Annotated in this window: 17 protein-coding genes and 1 pseudogene; 15 read left to right on the top strand and 3 right to left on the bottom strand. The window is 60.6% G+C overall.

Features of this window, described 5'->3' with window-relative positions; genetic code table 11:
- From folC to M3436_12250, 3 genes are all read left to right on the top strand, one after another.
- A partial coding sequence (folC, locus tag M3436_12260; GenBank protein ID MDQ3564874.1) for a bifunctional tetrahydrofolate synthase/dihydrofolate synthase occupies positions 1 to 1,231 on the top strand: 1,231 nt, incomplete at its 5' end.
- Positions 1,232 to 1,273: 42 nt separating this feature from the next.
- Positions 1,274 to 1,969, top strand: coding sequence for an SPOR domain-containing protein (locus M3436_12255; protein ID MDQ3564873.1), 696 nt, complete (start codon positions 1,274 to 1,276; stop codon positions 1,967 to 1,969).
- 140 nt (positions 1,970 to 2,109) lie between these two features.
- Positions 2,110 to 4,653: a protein kinase gene (locus M3436_12250; protein MDQ3564872.1), complete on the top strand. Its 2,544-nt coding sequence runs from the start codon at positions 2,110 to 2,112 to the stop codon at positions 4,651 to 4,653.
- A gap of 73 nt (positions 4,654 to 4,726) precedes the next feature.
- Here M3436_12250 and gmhB read toward each other — a convergent pair whose 3' ends face one another.
- From gmhB to glyQ, 3 genes are read right to left on the bottom strand one after another with little or no spacing between them, the layout of a single operon-like run.
- The gene (gene gmhB, locus M3436_12245) at positions 4,727 to 5,302 is read right to left on the bottom strand and encodes a D-glycero-beta-D-manno-heptose 1,7-bisphosphate 7-phosphatase (protein ID MDQ3564871.1); all 576 of its coding nucleotides are present in this window, start codon (positions 5,300 to 5,302) and stop codon (positions 4,727 to 4,729) included.
- A 13-nt stretch (positions 5,303 to 5,315) separates the two neighbouring features.
- Positions 5,316 to 7,391 (bottom strand): glycine--tRNA ligase subunit beta, encoded by a 2,076-nt coding sequence (gene glyS, locus M3436_12240; protein MDQ3564870.1) that lies wholly within the window; start codon positions 7,389 to 7,391, stop codon positions 5,316 to 5,318.
- A 6-nt stretch (positions 7,392 to 7,397) separates the two neighbouring features.
- On the bottom strand, positions 7,398 to 8,309 hold the full coding sequence (gene glyQ / locus M3436_12235) for a glycine--tRNA ligase subunit alpha (GenBank protein MDQ3564869.1): 912 nt from the start codon (positions 8,307 to 8,309) through the stop codon (positions 7,398 to 7,400).
- Positions 8,310 to 8,586: 277 nt separating this feature from the next.
- Between glyQ and M3436_12230 the strand changes: the two genes are divergently transcribed.
- From M3436_12230 to M3436_12175, 12 genes and pseudogenes are all read left to right on the top strand, one after another.
- Entirely contained in the window at positions 8,587 to 9,150 is a 564-nt protein-coding gene (locus M3436_12230) for a hypothetical protein (protein MDQ3564868.1), read from the top strand.
- 69 nt (positions 9,151 to 9,219) lie between these two features.
- Positions 9,220 to 10,383 (top strand): carotenoid 1,2-hydratase, encoded by a 1,164-nt coding sequence (locus M3436_12225; protein ID MDQ3564867.1) that lies wholly within the window; start codon positions 9,220 to 9,222, stop codon positions 10,381 to 10,383.
- Between the two features lie 199 nt (positions 10,384 to 10,582).
- Positions 10,583 to 10,948, top strand: a complete 366-nt coding sequence (locus M3436_12220; protein MDQ3564866.1) for a YciI family protein — start codon at positions 10,583 to 10,585, stop codon at positions 10,946 to 10,948.
- A 216-nt stretch (positions 10,949 to 11,164) separates the two neighbouring features.
- On the top strand, positions 11,165 to 11,875 hold the full coding sequence (locus M3436_12215; protein MDQ3564865.1) for a thioredoxin family protein: 711 nt from the start codon (positions 11,165 to 11,167) through the stop codon (positions 11,873 to 11,875).
- Positions 11,876 to 11,969: 94 nt separating this feature from the next.
- Entirely contained in the window at positions 11,970 to 12,377 is a 408-nt protein-coding gene (locus M3436_12210; protein ID MDQ3564864.1) for a VOC family protein, read from the top strand.
- A 211-nt stretch (positions 12,378 to 12,588) separates the two neighbouring features.
- Entirely contained in the window at positions 12,589 to 13,848 is a 1,260-nt protein-coding gene (locus tag M3436_12205; GenBank protein ID MDQ3564863.1) for an RNA polymerase sigma factor, read from the top strand.
- A 46-nt stretch (positions 13,849 to 13,894) separates the two neighbouring features.
- Entirely contained in the window at positions 13,895 to 14,251 is a 357-nt protein-coding gene (locus M3436_12200) for a YciI family protein (protein ID MDQ3564862.1), read from the top strand.
- A gap of 328 nt (positions 14,252 to 14,579) precedes the next feature.
- Complete coding sequence (locus M3436_12195; GenBank protein MDQ3564861.1) at positions 14,580 to 15,116, top strand: DUF1579 domain-containing protein; 537 nt, start codon at positions 14,580 to 14,582, stop codon at positions 15,114 to 15,116.
- 192 nt (positions 15,117 to 15,308) lie between these two features.
- A pseudogene (locus M3436_12190) lies at positions 15,309 to 15,551 on the top strand (VOC family protein).
- 545 nt (positions 15,552 to 16,096) lie between these two features.
- Entirely contained in the window at positions 16,097 to 16,495 is a 399-nt protein-coding gene (locus M3436_12185) for a RidA family protein (GenBank protein ID MDQ3564860.1), read from the top strand.
- Positions 16,492 to 16,776, top strand: a complete 285-nt coding sequence (locus M3436_12180) for a hypothetical protein (GenBank protein MDQ3564859.1) — start codon at positions 16,492 to 16,494, stop codon at positions 16,774 to 16,776. Before M3436_12185 ends, M3436_12180 begins: the two co-directional genes overlap by 4 nt.
- Positions 16,777 to 16,941: 165 nt before the next feature.
- Positions 16,942 to 18,318: an IS1380 family transposase gene (locus M3436_12175; GenBank protein MDQ3564858.1), complete on the top strand. Its 1,377-nt coding sequence runs from the start codon at positions 16,942 to 16,944 to the stop codon at positions 18,316 to 18,318.
- Positions 18,319 to 18,355: the final 37 nt, after the last annotated feature.

Below are 18,355 nucleotides of genomic sequence, written 5' to 3'. Positions count from 1 at the left end.
ACCGTGTCCGGCGCGTATTCGAACGCCTGGGCCTGCAACCCCGCACTATTGCGTCATCAGCGTTGGGGGTACCAACGGCAAGGGTTCGAGCGTAGCCATGCTGGATGCCATCCTGAGAGCCGCTGGGTACCGGACGGCGACGTATACCTCGCCGCATTTAATGCGTTACAACGAGCGCATCCACATTGGCGGGGCTGCGGTATCCGATGCGCAACTGTGCGCGGCCTTTCAAAGGGTCGATGATGCTCGGGAGGGCGTCTCACTCACCTATTTCGAGTTCGGTACCTTGGCGGCCCTCGATATCTTCGCGCGCGCGGATCTGGATGCCGCCGTCCTCGAAGTCGGGCTTGGAGGCCGCTTGGATGCTGTGAATCTTGTCGCCGCGGATGCCGCGCTGATCACGGCGATCGGGATCGACCACATCGAATGGCTGGGACCGGATCGCGAGGCGATAGCCCGTGAGAAGGCCGGGATCTTTCGCCCCGGCCGGGCAGCGATTTGCTCTGACCGCGAGGCGCCCGGTACACTAGCCGGCTACGCGGATCGGATCGGCGCTCCGCTGCATCAGCTCGGACGGGAATATGATTTCGAGATCCAAAACCGTGGATGGGAATGGCGGTCACGATTGCGAACGATACACGCCTTGCCCTGGCCGTCCTTGCGTGGTGACTACCAGGTTCAGAACGCGGCAGGCGTGTTGATGGCGTTGGAAGTGCTGTCGGCGCGTATCCCCGCGACGGTGGACGCGATGCGGCAAGGCCTGTCCCAAGTTCGGTTGGCGGGCCGGTTTCAAGTCGTTCCGGGGCCGCTGGAGTACGTCTTGGATGTCGCCCACAACCCGCAGGCGGCGGGAGTGCTTGGGGCGGCCTTAAGACGCTGGCCGGCCAAGGGTGAAACCCATGCGATCATCGGCATGCTGAAGGACAAGGATAGCGCGGGGGTCTTCGCGGAGCTTGCGGATCTGGTCGAGCATTGGCACTTAGTGCGGTTGCCGGGGGTACGCGGTTCGAGCGGGCGGCGACTGGCGCTCGCATTGAAGCCATTCGCGGCCGCGAACCGCATCGCAGCCTACGAGGATATCGACGCGGCTTTTGCCGCGGTGAACGGCTGCGCCAAGCCCGGCGATCGCGTCTTGGTGACCGGTTCGTTTTTGACCGTAGCCGGGGTGATGCGGCTCCTGGATGCGGGCGGGGTCATCGAACAGCGCCAAGATAACCAGTTAAACGCCTGATATGTGCGGTGTTCTATCCGGCAGTGCTAAAATCGTTGGGGCATGGCAATGGAGCATAAGCTCAAACAGCGACTGATTGGCGCCGCGACGCTCATCACGGCCGGGGTGATTTTTATTCCCATGCTGCTCGATGATACGGATGCGCCCACCGTTATCATCGAAGATCTTTCCCTACCACCGCGGCCAAAGGATATTTATGATTCCGGAGTGCAGCCCTTGGACGAGGAGAAGCTTCGCATCCCGCCGGTGGTGAACCTTCCGCCGGCTGCTGGAGCCGCGGACAGTCCGGGAGCGGAGACACCCGCGATAAGCCGCGCTCGCGGACGGCAGGCCGGCGCTGCGCCAGCGGGGAGCGCCGATCCGCCTGAGCCTAAGTCCAAGCCGAAGGATACGCCCGCCGCGGCCAAGGCAGTGGAAAGCGCCGGCAGATCGCCCCTTTCGGCCCGCCGACCGCCGGGCGCCGCGGCGGCTCCGCCCGCCACCGACAAACAGCGGCTCGGTGTCACGGCCTGGGCGATCCAACTCGGGAGCTTTTCGAGCGAGGAAAACGCCAAGTTGCTGGAACAACGGCTCAAGAATCAAGGATTCAAGGTTTTCGTGGAAAAGCTTTACATGCGCCCCGCGACGGTGTTCCGCGTGCGCGTCGGACCGGAGCTGGACGAAGCCAAGGCTAAGCAATTGCAAGCGCGCTTGGAAAAGGAAATCAGTCTCAAAGGGATCTTGGTGCGTTATCCCTAACAGCGTCCGTCTCGGCTGAAATCAGGGACGAATAATTCCTCTGCGAACGTTGACAAGGTCACGCGCACCCCTAACACCGGTCGGGTGGGCACGCGGTCGTCGAGTTGACTTCCCTTTAACCAAGAGGTCGTTTTATCGCCGTGTCGGATGATCTAAGCAGCGTAGATTTTGCACACAAGGCGAACCCCGATCCGCTCTCGCCGGGGTGGGATGTCTATGGCTATCGAATTGATAGGGTCCTTGGTCAAGAGGACTATTGGTTTACCTATTTAGCCAATGATCTGACCCTAGGCCGTGCCGCCATCATTACCGAATACATGCCGTCTGAGATCGCGATACGGGATCCGCGCGGCGTCATTCACGCTGCCTCCGCCGAGCATGATGCCGAATATCATGCAGGGCTCGATTGCTTCCTTGCCGACGCCAAAACGCTCACTACGATTAGGCATCATAATATTGTCCAATTCCTGGATTCATTCGACGCCAACAACAGCGCGTATCTGATCGTCGCGCATGAGCAGGGCAAGAACCTGGAACAGCTCTTCGATAGCTCCAACATGGAGGAGGAGGAATTACTCGCCATCATGTCACCGATCCTGGACGGGATCGAAGAGATCCACGCGAGGGGCTATATTCACCGCTACATTCAACCGTCCAACATAATTGTCCGACCGGACGGTCGCCCGGTGTTAACGGGGTTCAACCCGGGGGCCGGTGCTCTCTTCAAACCGACAAGCACCGTGACCAAGCATTTCCCCCCAGGCTTCGCGCCGATCGAGCTTCACTACGGCGACAGCGAACTGCAAGGTGCGTGGACCGATATCTACAGTCTTGGCGCGACGCTCTACCAGGCGCTGGTCGGAGTGGCCCCTACAGACGCTCTCGAACGGTGTCGCGAGATCGTCCAAAACCGCGCCGATCCGTTGATGTCGGCGCCCGAGGTTGGTCAAGGGCACTATAGCAGCGCTTTTCTTAAGGCGATCGATCATGCGCTGCGTTTTTTACCCACACAGCGCCCGCTCACGGTCGCCGCATGGCGCACCGAGTTCGGCGAGAAGGACTCGATCGACGCCGTTCTGACGAGCGGACAAGCCCGGCCCACGCCGAAACGGAGGCCGAAGGAGACAAGCGATAACGCCTCGGTTTCAAGCAAGCCATTGCGGTCAGCGGACGTTCCTCTTAACACCGTACTCATTAACGACGGAGCAAGGAAGAGCGCCGATGCGGCTGACGCAAGGACCGGCAGCACTCGCCCCCGAAAGGAGATGCCCGGACGACCCCGCCGCAACTGGGTGGGGTACTCTGTCTCCATCACAGGGCTAGCGGGTATAGGCTTATTTTTGTGGTGGATGCTGCCAGGTCCGATGGCTAATCTTTACGACGCAGGGCGTGCTGCGGCAGTAGAGTGGCTTTTCCGGAGTCCAGTGCCCGAGGAAGCAAGCAAGGCGTTACCCGATCCGGCGGTCCGAGCACCCGCGATAGAGCAGCCGACGGCGGACAGTGCGGCACAAGTTGGCGCGGGTATCGAATCTGCTGTTAGCGGACGGCGCTTAGAGCAGCAGATCAATAGCCTACTCACCCAAGCCAAGGCCGATGTCGAGGCCGGCCGTATTACTCATCCACAGGGCAGCAATGCGATTGAAAAATATCGGGCGGTCCTCGCGCTCAAGCCCGATCGTGCGGAGGCGGCACAAGCCATACAAGATTTGTTGGAACAATTCCTCAGCGCCGCCCGGGACGCCCTCGATCGCGAGCAATGGGATGCCACTCAGAGCAAGCTCGATGAGGCTGCCATGATTGCGCCGGCTTCGCCGCGCGTGGCTAACCTGCGTGACGCGCTGAATGTCCGGAAGAGCGTGGCCTTAATGCAACACGTCACGGAGGAGACGAGGCGCCTGCAGGCCGAAGAGGTCGTGAACAAGTTAGCCGCTCTTGGCCGCAAGGCGCTCGACGCCAATGATATGAAAATGGCCGAAGCCCATTTAGCGCAGGCTTTGGCCATCCTTCCTGAATCAGACCAGGTGACCAAGCTTCGCGACGAGCTGGACACGCGCAAGGTAAGATCCCAGGAAGTTCTCAAGTCGCGCGCGGCGGAACGCACCAACGAAGAGGAACGGACCGTCAAGAAGCTCCTCGAGCTCGCGCGCAAAGCCATAAACGAACACGATCTGCAGACGGCACGCATCTATGTAGGCCAGGCCGCAGCGATCCGCCCTGCCTCGAGCCATGTGGCATTAGTCCGCGATGAATTAGAAAGTCATCGGGCGCAATCCAATGCCGAGAGTAATGCGGGCCGGTCATCGTTCGGTGTCCCCACACGCCGCCAAAACACCCAAAGCGAGAAGCCCCGTGACGCGGTCCAATTAACGATTCAAGCAGCCGCTCCATCGCGTTTCCGCGTGCAACCCGGTGAGACAGTGCGGTTTTATACGGAATATTCTCTAACCCTTCCCGCCAGGGACAAGCACGCTTATGTTCAAGCCACATGGGTGCTGTTGAAAAACGGTAGGAGACTGGGGCAAGAGGGCATGAACTACGGATTCGCGAAACCCGGCCGCAATACCGCGGCAACCGAGCTACCCTTACCCTCCTGGACTAAATCCGGCCAATACACCGTTGAGCATCGGGTACAAGTAGGTGATAGCTTTGATGTCGCGCGTTCGCACTTTGTTGTGGCAAGGTAGCAGCAATCCTACCCAGCATTTGAGGTCATCCCTGAAAGCCCTCGGCGCTTGAGGTGCTGCGCGTCACGACGCTTTAGCGTGGGCGCAGCGCGCCGTCGCGCCCGGCGTCTAGCCCGATCTCGGGTAACGCATCCACGGCGGCGGCGAGATCAGCGTAAACGTCGATCTCGCCCAAGGCTTGACCGGAAGCGAGCGTCGCCCGCCCGCCGCCGGTTTTCACCAGGATGGGCCGCGCGCCCGCCGCGCGCGCGGCTTCCAGATCCCGCAGCCGGTCTCCCACCGCAGGAGCGTTCTTTAGGCTCACATGGAGCCGGGCCGCCAGATCCATGAACAGGCCGGGTCGAGGTTTGCGGCACAAGCAGTGCTGCACGGCTGCGTGAGGGCAAAAGAATATCGCCTCGATTCTGCCGCCCACCTCCGTCAGGCGCTGGATCATCTTTTGGTTGATCAGGTGCAGGGTGCGGACATCGATGATCCCGCGCGCGATCGCCGATTGATTCGATAGCACCACCACCCGGTAGCCGGCGGCGTTCGCGCGCGCGATGGCCTCGAGGCTCCCTGGGATCGGGATCCATTCGTCGGGGGATTTGATGAAGCTGTCCGACTCTTCATTGATGACCCCGTCGCGGTCGAGAATCAAGATACGCATGGGTTGGCAAACCTCATCCGGGCAGTCGCGAGATATCCGCCACTTCAAGAAACAGGACCTTGAGCTGCTGCAATAATGCCAAGCGGTTAGTGCGGAGTCCCGTGTCTTCGCAGAGGACCAAGACCTGGTCAAAGAACGCGTCAATCGGGGCGCGTAAATCGGCCAACATTCTCAACGCGCCCGTGTAGTCGTGGTTACGAAACTTCGATTCGACCGCGGGGGTAATGGCTTGCACGGCCTTCGCAAGCCCGATCTCGGCCGGGTGAGTGAGCAGATGCTCGTCCACGGGTCCTTGCATGGAGCTCTGGGCTTGTTTCAATAGGTTATTAATTCGTTTGTTGGCGGCCGCCAGGGCGGCGGCTTCCGGTAACCCTTGGAACGAGCTGACGGCGCGGACCCGCCGGCCGAGATCGTAAGGACAGGTCGGGCGCCGCGCGAGCACCGCCTCGAACACCTCCGGGCTGACGCTGTCATCGATGAGGTAGCCGCGCAGGCGCTCCATCATGAAATCGAATACGCGCGCGACCACGGTCTCGCCGTCGATGCGGCCGGCATAGTTGCGCACGGCGTGAGTCAGTAGCTCTTCGGCGTCCAAGGCCAGCTCGCATTCCATCATGATCCGCAGGCTGCTAAGCGCGGCCCGGCGCAAGCCAAACGGATCGCGATCGCCGGTCGGGACTTGTCCGATGCCGAATACGCCGGCGAGCGTGTCGAGCTTGTCGGCCAGCGCCAGGGCTTGGCCGGTCTTAGTCTGCGGCAATCGATCGCCCGCATGGCGCGGCAGGTACTGCTCGACGAGCGCCACGGCGACTTCCTCGGGTTCGCCGTCATGCGCAGCGTAGTAGCGGCCCATCACGCCCTGAAGCTCGGGGAACTCGCCGACGAGATCGGTCAGAAGATCGCATTTCGCCAGATGTCCCGCGCGCTCGGCGAGCGCCGGATCGCCGCCGATACTGGCGGCGATGTGTGCCGCCAGCGCGGCCAGTCGTTGCGTTTTCTCGAACACCGTTCCGAGCTTTTCCTGATACACCACCCCTTTGAGCAGTTCGCGCCGGGCGTGCAGGGGTGTGCGCCGGTCCTGCCGCCAGAAGAACGCCGCATCGGCCAGGCGCGGATTGACCACCCGCTCGTTTCCGCGCCGTACGGTCTCTGGGTGCAGGCTCTCGATGTTGCTGATGGCGACGAAATGAGGTAGCAGCCGCCCTTGATCGTCAATGAGATGGAAGTATTTTTGATGACCTTTTAAGGTCGCGATCAGTAACTCAGAGGGGAGCTCCAGGTAGTGCCTGTCGAAGTCGCCCACCACGGTCACCGGCCATTCGGTCAAGGCCGTGACCTCGGCGAGCAGGTCCGGATCGACCACTGCGGTTGCGCCGATCGCTTGGGCGGCCGCTTCTACCAGGCCGTGGATCGTATCGCGCCGGCGCCCAAAGTCCGCCAGCACGCGTCCGCTGGTTTCCAGAATCAACGGATAGGCCGAGGGTTCGTACAGCAGGATCGGATCAGGGTGATGAAATCGATGGCCGCGCGTTGCATGTCCCGCTTTGACCCCAAGCAATTCGGCGGCGAGCGTTTCCGGTCCGAAAAGCAGCACCGCCCAGTGCACGGGCCGCACGAATTCTTCGCTTCCCGTCCCCCAGCGCATGCGCTTCGGGATCGGGAGTTGTGCCAGCGCCGCACGTACGATGCCGGGGATCAGCCGTTTTGCCTGTTGACCGCGGAGGGTCGAACGATACGCGAGCCACTCGCCTTGTTCGGTCGCGAGGTGCTCAAGAGCTTCAACCGCGACGCCGCATGACTTCGCAAACCCGAGTGCGGCCGGCGTCGGCCGGTGCTCGGCATCGAAGGCTGTGCTCAGCGCCGGTCCGCGCTTCAGGACCTCCCGATCGGGTTGGGTTTCCGACAAGTCCGTGATCAGCACCGCCAAGCGGCGCGGGGTCGCGAAACTCGCGACACCGCCATAGCCGAGCTGCGCCATATCGAAGCCCGCCGCGATGCTTTGCCCGAGCGCCGCGGAAAGTTGCTCGAGGGCCCGGGGCGGTAACTCCTCGGTGCCGATCTCTACCAGCAGATCGCGCTTAGCGGTCATCGCCGATCAATGCACCGGCGCTGCCGCAGGCGCGGCGATTAAAGGAAACCCGAGCGCGCTCCGGCTGTCGAGATAGGCGCCCGCCACGGCCCGCGCGAGCGCTCGTACGCGCAGGATATAGCGTTGGCGCTCGGTCACGGAGATGGCCCGGCGCGCGTCGAGCAGATTGAACATGTGTGACGCCTTGAGCACCATCTCGTAGGCGGGTAGCGGGAGCGCGTGATCGAGCAAACGCAGGCACTCTGATTCGCAGGTGGCGAAGCCGTGGGTGAGCGAGGGAGCGTCGGCGTGCTCGAAGTTATAGGCCGACATCTGCACCTCGTCTTGGTGGTGAACCTGCCCATAGGTAGTGCTGCCCTCGGGTCCCCGCGCCCAGAGGAGATCGTAGACGCTGTCCACATTCTGCAAGACCATGGCGATGCGCTCGAGGCCATAGGTGATCTCGCCCGGCACCGGCCGGCAATCGAGTCCGCCGACTTGTTGAAAGTAGGTGAATTGGCTGATCTCCATGCCGTTCAAACGCACCTCCCAGCCGAGGCCCCACGCGCCCAAGCTCGGCGATTCCCAATCGTCCTCGACGAAGCGAATATCGTCTACCAAGGGGTCGATGCCGAGCGCCCGCAAGGAATCGAGATAAAGATCCTGAATATCGAGCGGCGAGGGCTTGAGCGTGACTTGGAATTGGTAATAATGCTGCAAACGGTTGGGGTTGTCCCCATAACGTCCGTCCGTGGGCCGGCGGGAGGCCTGGACGTAGGCCGCGCGCCAGGGCTCGGGGCCGATGGCGCGCAAAAACGTCGCCGGATGAAACGTCCCGGCGCCGACCTCCAGATCGTAGGATTGCAGGATCACGCAACCCTTCTCCGCCCAGAAGCTCTGTAACGCAAAGATGAGTCCTTGAAAAGTCGTAATGTGCATGCGTGCCGGTTGAACGTTCTGCCCGTTGCCCGTAATTAAGCAACCAGTATAGCTTGGCGGGCGTACAGGCAAAATCGCTTCGCATCGTGGTCTTGAAGAATGGGTACCAAGGGCCGATACGATCGGCTACCGGCAAGATGGGCGGGAAGATTTACCGCTGCGATGGCGCGGCGGCTTCGTCGTGCTAGCCGAGCGGCGCCTAGTAACGGTATCCTTCCCCATGACACCGTGATCGGCGCAGTGATTGCACGCTGTAAAATGTCGAGGGATGCGAGCAATGAGCAAGTTCGTCTTACACACGAGTCCGACGGCCCAATGGCATGCCTTGGTGAGTGAGGCGGAGGCAGCCGCGCGGTGTGAGCTCAACGAAGATACGGCAAGTTATCTCGTGTTCATGCTGATGCGGTTTGTCACCCGGCCCAAGTCGATCAAGAATTGTTTAGCCCTCGGGTACCTGCATGGACTTTTACAACGCGGGCGGCTGCGGCGCCAAAACCTGCGCGATGTCGGCGACCAGTGCCTGCTGTACGCCGGGCTTTTCCCGAACCATGCGCAACGTTCCTCCCTTTCCATGAGTTATTACGTCCGCTTAGGACGTAGCGCCTACCACGCGCTCTCGAGCGATCGGGCGGACGATATTTTTAATCAGCTCAGCCGCGGATTCATCGATCTCATGGACGTGCTGCTCAACATGCGCGAGCTCGACGACGGGCGGCGCTCTTTGGATCCCTTGCAGGCCCATGAGCTATGGCTGCAAACCGGCAGCCGTCATGCGCTGCGTATCATTAAAGAATCGACGGGCGCCATCCCGCCGGTGCAACTGCCTCAAATCGTCCATTGAGGGCTTATCACGGCGGTGTGCCGATGAAGCCCCTCCCCAGCCAATAGCGCCGCTGCGTGCGTATAATGGGTGCCGGCGGAAATTCGCCGTGAATCCATACTACCGCCGGTGACGAAAACCCGCTTCGCGCTCGCTGTGCTGGCATTGACACTCGGTCTAGCCGCAATCTTTCCCGCGCTTGATCACGATGCGCCGGGCGTGAGCGACGAGAGTGGCATGATCGCGGCGCTTATCGCCACGCAGCAAGGCCGTCTCCAGGACCGTCCGCACGATGGGCGGTTCAAGTTTCCGCAAGACCACGGCAACCATGCGGAGTACCCGGGCGAGTCTTGGCGTATCACGGGTAATCTTCGCGATCAAACGGGCCGACGGTTTGGTTTGGAATTCGGCATCATGCGCTTGGCGTTCGGCGGCAAGGGGACCACTAAACGCGCCTCGGCGTGGGCGACCCGCGAGGTGTTTGCCGGGCGGCTGGCGCTGAGCGATCCCGCGCGTGCTCGTTTCTACAGCGATGAGCGCATGAGCCGCGCGGCACTGGGATTGGCCGGCTACCAAGCTAGCCCGCCTTCGCTTTGGCTGGAAGATTGGCGGCTCAGCTTCGCACGGAGCGCTCCGCTCGCCATGAACCTCGTAGCGGCCGCGCAGGAACTGCGGGTCCGTTTGACCTTGCGCTCAACGCAAGACCCACTCGCGGCGGCTGTCGGCTTGGTCCCGCGGGACTTGGTTTCATATCTGGCACGCCGGCTTGAGGTTCGCGGCCAAGTCACGATCGAGAACAAAGCCCATACGGTTTTCGGCACGGCCATGCTGGAGCACGCTTGGGGACGTCTACCGCCGCTCGGGGGCCAGCTTCGATGGGAGAGGTTATATTTAAACCTCGACGACGGCCGCGACCTCCTACTGGTTCGCCTGCAGCGGCGCGACGGCAGTGGCGTCCCGGTGTCGAGGGGCGTCATCATCATGCCGGACGGCGAGCAGCGGGCCTTGGCGCGCGAGCACCTCGAGATGGAGACGCTGGAGGAGTGGGAGAGCCCGGCCGATGGGCGGCGCTATCCGTCCCGGTGGCGCATCAGCCTCCCGAGTGAAGGAACCGTGTTAAGCGTCGAACCGACGATGGCCGACCAGGAGGCGCGGGGGTTGTTGCGCCGCTGGGCCGGCGCGGTGCGCATCGAGGGCCACGCGCACCAGCAACCGATCGCCGGCGAGGGCTATGTGGAGCTCATGGGGTGGTGAGGCGCTCGGGCTTCCTCCAGCCCACGCGGGCAGCCATAACCGTGCGCCCCGGGAACGGCAAGCGAGTGGCCGCGAAAACCCGCCGATACGACTGGGATGCATCAAGGTACGCCCTATCTAGAGCCGTTGTCGATTTCGACGATCCCGAAACGACTATAGGGTGTCACCAGCCTTTTACGACGAATCGGAGATGCAAGCCATGAAGTACCTGTGCCTGATTTTCCTCGACGAGAAGCAGTACGAGCAGTACGACGCCATGCCCCAGAGCGAACAGGATGCTTGCGTGAAGGAGCATCTAGCCTATGACGACGAGCTTCGAAAGAGCGGTCATCTGATCGTCACCGAGGCCCTGCAATCGGTTAAGACGGCGACGACCGTAAGGGTTCGAGACGGAAAGGTTTCCGTCACCGATGGCCCCTTCGCCGAGACCAAGGAGCAATTGGGCGGCTTCTATTTAATCGAGGCGCGCGACTTGAACGACGCGATCCGGGTGGCGTCGAAAATCCCATCCGCGCGCATCGGCAGCATCGAGGTGCGGCCGATCAAGGAATTAAACCCGCAGTAGCCACCCGGCGGCTGCATCGAAAGGAGAATCAGATGTGTCCCGCATGCCTCACAGCCGCAGCGCTTGCGGTTGCCGGAGCAACCTCGACGGGTGGCTTGACCGCACTCGTTGTGAAGAAGCTTCGTGCGAAAAACGGCACGAAGAAAATTCACGCGCAACCCAAATCGAAGGAATGAATCGAAGGAGAATTCATCATGACCAAAGCCGACATAGAACATCCGAGAGTCGCGAGACGAGTGGCTCGCCGCGCGCAAGCAACACTTGATCAAGGAGAAAGAGCTCACCCGGCTGCGCGATCAATTGAGCGCCGAGCGCCGCAATCTACCCTGGGTGGCAGTCGAACGGCCTTATGTGTTCGACGGGCCGAACGGCAGGGAGACGCTGGCGGATCTCTTCGATGGACGCAGTCAGCTAATCGTCCAGCACTTCATGTTCGGTCCCGGATGGAAGGAGGGCTGTGTGGGCTGCTCGTTCGGGGCCGATCACGTCGACGGTGCGCGCATGCACTTCGAGCACCGAGGAGTCTCGTTCGTGGCGATTTCGCGAGCGCCCTTGACGGAGATCGAAGCCTTCAAGAAGCGGATGGACTGGCGCTTCAAGTGGGTGTCGTCATTCGGCAGTGATTTCAACTATGACCATCATGTGTCGTTCACCCCTGAGGACATGGCAAAAGGCAAGGTCTTCTACAACTTCGAGATGCGCGACGCGCAGAGCGAGGAGATGTCCGGCATCAGCGTGTTCTACAAGGACGCCAACGGCAACCTCTTCCGCACCTATTCGACCTACGGCCGGGGGCGGGGGGACGAGCTACTGAGCACCGCGTACATGTACCTCGATCTCGTGCCGAAGGGCCGCGACGAGGCGAGTCTACCCTATCCCTCCGAGTGGTGGCGCCACCACGACCGCTACGAGGACGATAGCGAATGACGGGGCTCGGGTTGCGGTGCGGAGAAGCGGGAGACCGGCAATGCTGCTTAATGACGACCGTTCAATCCTTAATTGATTGCAGAAAGGAGAAGCCATGGCTACAAAGATTTTCGTGAACTTACCGGTCAAAGATCTCAACAGGTCTGTAGCGTTCTTTACTAAACTCGGCTTCGAGTTCAACCCTCAATTTACTGACGAGACGGCCACCTGCATGATTGTGAGCGAGGACATATTCGTCATGCTTTTGACTGAGGCCAAGTTCAAGACGTTTACACCCAAAGAAGTCTGTGATGCAACGAAAAGCACGGAAGTGCTTGTGTGTTTATCGCTTGAGAGCCGAGAAAAAGCCGATGAAATGGTGCGCAAAGCAGTCGCCGCTGGCGGGACAACCTATAGCGAACCCAAAGACTACGGATTCATGTGGCAACATGGTTTCCAGGATTTAGATGGGCACATTTGGGAATTGATCTACATGCAGCCAAGCGCGATAAAACAAGGTTAATAGTGCAAACCAGATTCACGCGAGCGGCGCACCAGTAGCTGGCGGTAGTGCTGCGCACGACCAGAAAATCAGCAGAACCAACAGGAGAGATCACAATGGTAACGAGGACAACCGCACATCCGTACAGTACCCCCTATGGCAGGCAGGAGGACCTTGAGGACTCGCCCCCTGGTTGACCTCAGAAGGCCGACTTACGCATAGGTCGAGACAAGTGTGTAAACGACACAGCAGCGGGGACGCGGCCGAACGGGTGCGCGAGAGGGTGAATGCCGTCTACCGCGCCGAGTCGCGCCGCGTCTTCGCTACCCTCGTCCGTTTGCTCGGCGACTTCGATCTCGCCGAAGAGGCGCTGCACGACGCTTTCAGAGCAGCGCTCGAGCACTGGCCGCGGGAGGGTGTGCCCGCCAATCCGCGGGCGTGGCTCGTGTCAGTCGGTCGCTTCAAGGCCATCGATGGCATACGCAGAAGCGCCCGATCCGAGCCGTTGCCGGACGATATCGACGAGCGACTCGCGGCCGACGCAGACGAAGGGCACGACGAGCGCGTCGAGGACGACCGGCTGCGGCTGATCTTCACCTGCTGCCATCCAGCCTTGCCGCCGGACGCCCAGGTCGCGCTGACCCTGCGCGAGGTGTGCGGCCTCACGACCGAAGAGATCGCGCGCGCGTTCCTGGCCGCTGCGCCCACGCTTGCCCAGCGGATCGTGCGCGCGAAGGCTAAGATCCGCGACGCGCGCATTCCCTATCAGGTGCCATCGTTGGCCGATCTACCGGATCGATTGGACAGCGTGCTGCGCGTGGTTTACCTCGTGTTTAACGAAGGCTACTCCGCATCGTCCGGCGGGTCGCTGACGCGCCACGATCTCTCGGGCGAGGCGATCCGCCTAGGAAGGTTGCTGACCGAATTGCTGCCGGAGCCCGAGGCTCTGGGACTCCTCGCGCTGATGTTGCTGCAGGAATCGCGGCGCGCCGCGCGCAGCTCGCCGGCGGGCGAGCTGGTACTGCTGGGCGACCAGGACCGCTCGCGCTGGAACCGGGATCAGATCGCGGAGGGATCGGCGCTGGTCGGGCGGGCGCTCCGGTCGCGCCGGTTCGGTCCTTACACATTGCAAGCGGCAATCGCCGCGGTGCACGCCAACGCCCCCAGCGCCGCCGCGACGGACTGGGCCCAGATTGTCGGAATGTATGATGTGCTGGCAAGCGCTGATCCGTCGCCTGTGGTCGAGCTGAACCGCGCCGTGGCGGTGGCGATGCGCGACGGCCCTTCGGCGGGTCTCGATCTCATCGACGCCATCCTGGCGCGCGGCGATCTCGCGGACTACCACCTGGCGCACTCGGCGCGGGCGGACCTCTGCCGGCGGCTGGGCAGAACGACGGAAGCCCGAGCCTCCTACAAACGGGCCCTCGGCCTCACGAAGCAGGAGCCGGAGCAACGGTTTCTCGAGCGGCGGCTAGCTGAGCTGCAAGACTGATCGGTTTATTGTCGATTTTGGGCTTTACTAACTGTTGGAGGCGCACATGAAATACATGTTGCTGATTTACCTTGACGAACTAGCATTGAGCGAGACCGAACGGGAAGCGTGTTACGTGGAGTCCACGCAGCTCGCGCAACAGATGAAATCGAGCGGGCAGTATCTGGCCTCCAACCCGTTGCACCCAACAGCAACGGCGACCAGCGTCCGGGTGCGCGAAGGCAAACGGTTCGTGACCGACGGGCCCTTTACGGAGACGCGCGAACAACTGGGCGGCTACTTCCTAATCGACGCCAAGGATCTCGACGAGGCGATCGGCATCGCCGCACGGATCCCAATGGCGCGCAAGGGTACCGTCGAGGTCCGGCCGGTGATAGAGATCGCGGGCCTGCCGACGGATTAGTGTCGGCGACGCGCGGCTGCAGGGAGGAGGGGTTCGATGTGTCCCGCATGTATCACAACCGTGGCGCCATCATTAACAATCGGGCGTCATGGAAGTCGGTACGTAGCGAATTGCAATGAACTTGACGCTTAAAGACAAGAATGCCGTGATCTATGGAGCTCCGCGGCGCAATCGGCGACGCCTTCGCCCGCGAGGGCTGGAGCTTGACGCGCCCATGCCAAAGGCGAAAGTGAGCTACGAACGGGATCGTGGCCAAACTTTTTTGCGGCGCACACGTCAACTAGAAAATATCGGACGGTGATGAATTTAAACCGAAGGAGATCAAGCAATGAAAACAGAGCAAGGCAAAACAACACCGCAACAGGAGTCAACGATGAAGATCGAACCGCAAAAGGAACACCAGTGGCTGCAGAAGCTCGTCGGCGAGTGGACCTTCGAATCCGACTGCGGCATGGGGCCGGGAAAGCCTCCCGAGAAGTTCAAGGGGACGGAGAGCGTGCGCTCGCTCGGCGGCCTCTGGATTCTGGCCGAGGGGCAGGGCGAGATGCCCGGCGGGGGCGCCATGACGACGATGTTGACGCTCGGCTATGACCCGCAGACGAAGCGGTACGTGGGCACGTTTGTCGCGTCGATGATGACCCACCTCTGGGTGTACGACGGCGCGCTGGACGCAGCCGAACGGGTGCTGACGCTCGACACCGAGGGTCCTGACATGGCTGCCGAGGGGAAGATGGCGAAGTACAAGGACGTGATCGAGTGGAAGAGCGACGACCACCGGGTGCTGACATCGCACATGCTGGGTGATGACGGGAAGTGGCACGGTTTCATGACGGCCAATTATCGGAAAGTTAAAGGAGCGAGATGACAACCCGAAACTGCGAGGCAATTCAGGGCCATTCGCCGTCGAGCAGCAGGGCGTAAGGGCGCTGCCAAAAAAAGTCACTGAACCTGTCGATTTCGCTGCCCGAAGTTCGACTAGTCAGTAGATCCCCGATTCAGCCGGTCGAGACCGTCCGGGAGCTCAGATCCCAACCCGAAACCAGAAGGAGAAATTACGATGATCACGCCGCAAGTAAAGCCCGTTCCGGAATGGATGCACACGGTGACGCCGCACTTGATTTGTGCCGGCGCAGCCGATGCCATTGAGTTTTACAAGAAGGCGTTCGATGCCGTGGAAATGGCGCGGGTGCCGGGCCCACAGGGCAAACTCATCCATGCCTGCATCCAGATCGGTGATTCGGTGGTCATGCTGGTCGACGAATTTCCCGATCGGGGTGGATTCGGACCGAAATCACTTAAGGCAAGGAATTTAAAAGCTTAGAAATCAGTTACAAACGGCTTTAATGGGAAGCGGACATTAAAGAGTTGTCTTTTACCGATCTGCCGTGTCGAACCGGGCGTGGCGGCGTATGCCGTCAATGGCCTGCCTTCGCGCGCACGATGCGTCCTTGAAGCGACCGCGCGCGCGTTTCGGACCGCTCCACTTCATGTTCCACCGGGAGCGGGGCGAGGGCTGCGTGTCGTTCGACATCGTGCGCCCGCTGCGATATGTGGAAGCAGATGCATATAGAAAACCCTGGGAAGAGTTCTTCGCGTCGTACCAAGGTCCGGATTGGTTACGGGTTTCGCGACCTGAGCATCACTACGGGCGATGACGTGGCATTTAGTCACAGCCTCAACCGGATGAGCGGGACGATGAAGAACGGCCAGGAAATCGATCTCTGGCTAGGCTGGACCTCAGGCCGTAATAATTGCCCACGTCGGAATGCCGCGACGGGAACGTCGTCAAGAGTGCGTTTTGAGACGAAGCAATGCTCGGAAGCAGCGAGCAGAAGGAGACAAAACATGAAAATTGAGCGCATCACGATTGATCCTGACCCATACGAGCCGTTTCATCTTGCACAGGGCTATCGGGCCGGCGATTTCCTTTTCATTTCGGGCCAGGCTGCCATTGATGCGAGCGGACGGATTGTTGGGGTAGGAGACTTCGATGCCCAAGCCCAGCAGGCTTTCGAAAACCTCGACCGCGTTCTGCGCGCCGGCGGCTCGAGCCTCAAGAATGTCATCAAGGTCACCATCTTTCTTACCGACATGTCCAACTTCGACAAGGTGGTCGAGTTGCGCGGGAAATGGTTTACGCCGCCCTATCCCGCCGACACGATCGTCGAGGTGAATTCGCTCTATTCCCCGGAGGCGGTGATCGAAATTGAAGCCATTGCAGTAGCTGAGAGTGAAACGGGATGAGCGAGTCAGCGGCAACAAGGGCAACAAGGGAGGTCAAGAAGCTGGCGATCTTCGTATTAACGCTGGTGCAGGCGAGTCTCGCCTTTTCTCAGGATCAAAGCGCGCGCGAGAAGGTTGCCAATGATTCGGCAAAGCGCACCGAGGTGTTAAGCAAACCAGGAGAACAAATGACGAGGTGGTTAGGCTATGGCCGTGGACAAACCAGCACCACGATCCGCAATGACTCTACCCTCCAGTTGCATAAATTCTGTTGTGTAGTGGCAGAAAATGGCGTCGGTTAAGGGTTTTAACGAGTTTTAAGCTTTTTGCTGAACGTCACCGTAGGTGAAGTCTAGCGTTCCGACAAGAAAACTGATCTCATGATCAGAAATGTATGGAAAGCGGCCTACGCTTCTCGGTATAATATGTTTGCCGAAACAGTAAGATCCGAGAAGGAGACCGCTTCTATGAAGTATAGCAGAGCCGAAGTTCACTGCAAGACTCACAGCCTTCCTCAACTGCGTTTTGAGGACAGCCAACTGACCTCGTTTTCGGGACTCATCCTCATTCAAGAGCTCTTCTCGCGTCTGGGGCTGAAGGAGCGATTGCGGCGCTGTTTTAGCCATCTCAAGGTCAGCCCCATTTTCGGCTATCCCACCTTGGTGCTGTGCTTGGTCGTGCACCTTTTGCTCGGGTACCGGCAGTTGCAGGATCTGCGTTACTATACGGATGACCCGTTGGTGAAACGGACGTTAGGTTTGCGACGACTGCCCGCTGTGGCCACCGTGAGCCGCGGGTTGGCAAGGGCTGACCAAAACAGTGTCAAGCACCTCCAGGAGATGCTGCGGGAGATGGTCATCGCACGGCTGGTGGCACTGACACTCTCCCGGGTGACGCTCGATTTCGATGGCTCGGTACTGGGTACCTCTCGCTTTGCCGAGGGCACGGCGGTGGGGTTTAACCGCAAGAAGAAGGGCCAGCGCAGTTATTACCCCCTCTTTTGCACCGTGGCCCAGACGGGGCAGGTGCTCGATGTGTTGCATCGCTCCGGCAATGTCCACGACTCTCCTCAGGGCGCCAAGCACTTTATCCTGCACTGTATCGGCGCGGTGCGCGCCGCTCTGCCCGGTGTCGCTATGGAAGTGCGTATGGATAGCGCCTTCTTCAGCGATGAGATCATCGGCAGCCTCGACGTTCAGGGGGTCGAGTATACGGTGAGTGTCCCCTTCGAGCGCTTCACCGAGCTCAAGAAACAGATTGAGCGGCGGCGCTGGTGGTGGACTCTTGGGCAGGGGTGCGCCTATTTTGAGGCTTCCTGGAAACCTAAGGTTTGGGAGACACGCCATCGGTTCCTCTTTATTCGAACCCGAGTCAAACAGCACTATAAAGAACCCGTCCAACTCGACCTCTTCATCCCCTACCAACACGGCTACGAGTTCAAGGTCATTCTCACCAATAAGCGCCTCAGCGCTCGCAAGGCGCTTGCCTTCCACCAAGGCCGGGGCAGTCAAGAGGGGATCTTCGCCGAGCTCAAATCCGACAATCAGCTCGATTATGTCCCCACTCGCACCTGGGTCGGTAATCAGATCTATCTACTCTCGACGCTGCTTGCCCACAACCTCGGCCGTGAACTGCAGATGATCGCCCATCCGCCTTCGCGAACAACCCTAAAGAAACGCCCCGCCCTGTGGGCGTTCGTCCGCCTTGACACCCTACGGCGTCGGCTTATCCAGCGTGCCGGCCGGCTGATCCGACCCCAAGGCCAGCTCACTCTTAGCCTCTCCGTAAACCCGGCCGTCCGCGACGAGCTGTTGCATTACCTGGAGACCTTGAAAGCCGCCTGAGATCAGTAAATAACGAAAATTTATGCAACGTTAGGGT

The sequence above is a fragment of the Pseudomonadota bacterium genome, assembly GCA_030859565.1.
Lineage (GTDB): Bacteria > Pseudomonadota > Gammaproteobacteria > JACCXJ01 > JACCXJ01 > USCg-Taylor.
Note: the sequence above shows the minus strand (reverse complement) of the source record. Positions and strands in the feature narration are given on the sequence as shown.

Excerpts from the sequence above, each read along its gene's own strand:
- glyQ (MDQ3564869.1), bottom strand. The coding sequence starts at position 8,309 with ATGCACATTACGACTTTTCAAGGACTCATCTTTGCGTTACAGAGCTTC.
- M3436_12185 (MDQ3564860.1), top strand. The coding sequence starts at position 16,097 with ATGAAAATTGAGCGCATCACGATTGATCCTGACCCATACGAGCCGTTT.
- M3436_12210 (MDQ3564864.1), top strand. The coding sequence starts at position 11,970 with ATGGCTACAAAGATTTTCGTGAACTTACCGGTCAAAGATCTCAACAGG.
- M3436_12230 (MDQ3564868.1), top strand. The coding sequence starts at position 8,587 with ATGAGCAAGTTCGTCTTACACACGAGTCCGACGGCCCAATGGCATGCC.
- gmhB (MDQ3564871.1), bottom strand. The coding sequence starts at position 5,302 with ATGCGTATCTTGATTCTCGACCGCGACGGGGTCATCAATGAAGAGTCG.
- M3436_12200 (MDQ3564862.1), top strand. The coding sequence starts at position 13,895 with ATGAAATACATGTTGCTGATTTACCTTGACGAACTAGCATTGAGCGAG.
- M3436_12180 (MDQ3564859.1), top strand. The coding sequence starts at position 16,492 with ATGAGCGAGTCAGCGGCAACAAGGGCAACAAGGGAGGTCAAGAAGCTG.
- M3436_12195 (MDQ3564861.1), top strand. The coding sequence starts at position 14,580 with ATGAAAACAGAGCAAGGCAAAACAACACCGCAACAGGAGTCAACGATG.
- M3436_12220 (MDQ3564866.1), top strand. The coding sequence starts at position 10,583 with ATGAAGTACCTGTGCCTGATTTTCCTCGACGAGAAGCAGTACGAGCAG.
- M3436_12255 (MDQ3564873.1), top strand. The coding sequence starts at position 1,274 with ATGGCAATGGAGCATAAGCTCAAACAGCGACTGATTGGCGCCGCGACG.
- M3436_12175 (MDQ3564858.1), top strand. The coding sequence starts at position 16,942 with ATGAAGTATAGCAGAGCCGAAGTTCACTGCAAGACTCACAGCCTTCCT.
- glyS (MDQ3564870.1), bottom strand. The coding sequence starts at position 7,391 with ATGACCGCTAAGCGCGATCTGCTGGTAGAGATCGGCACCGAGGAGTTA.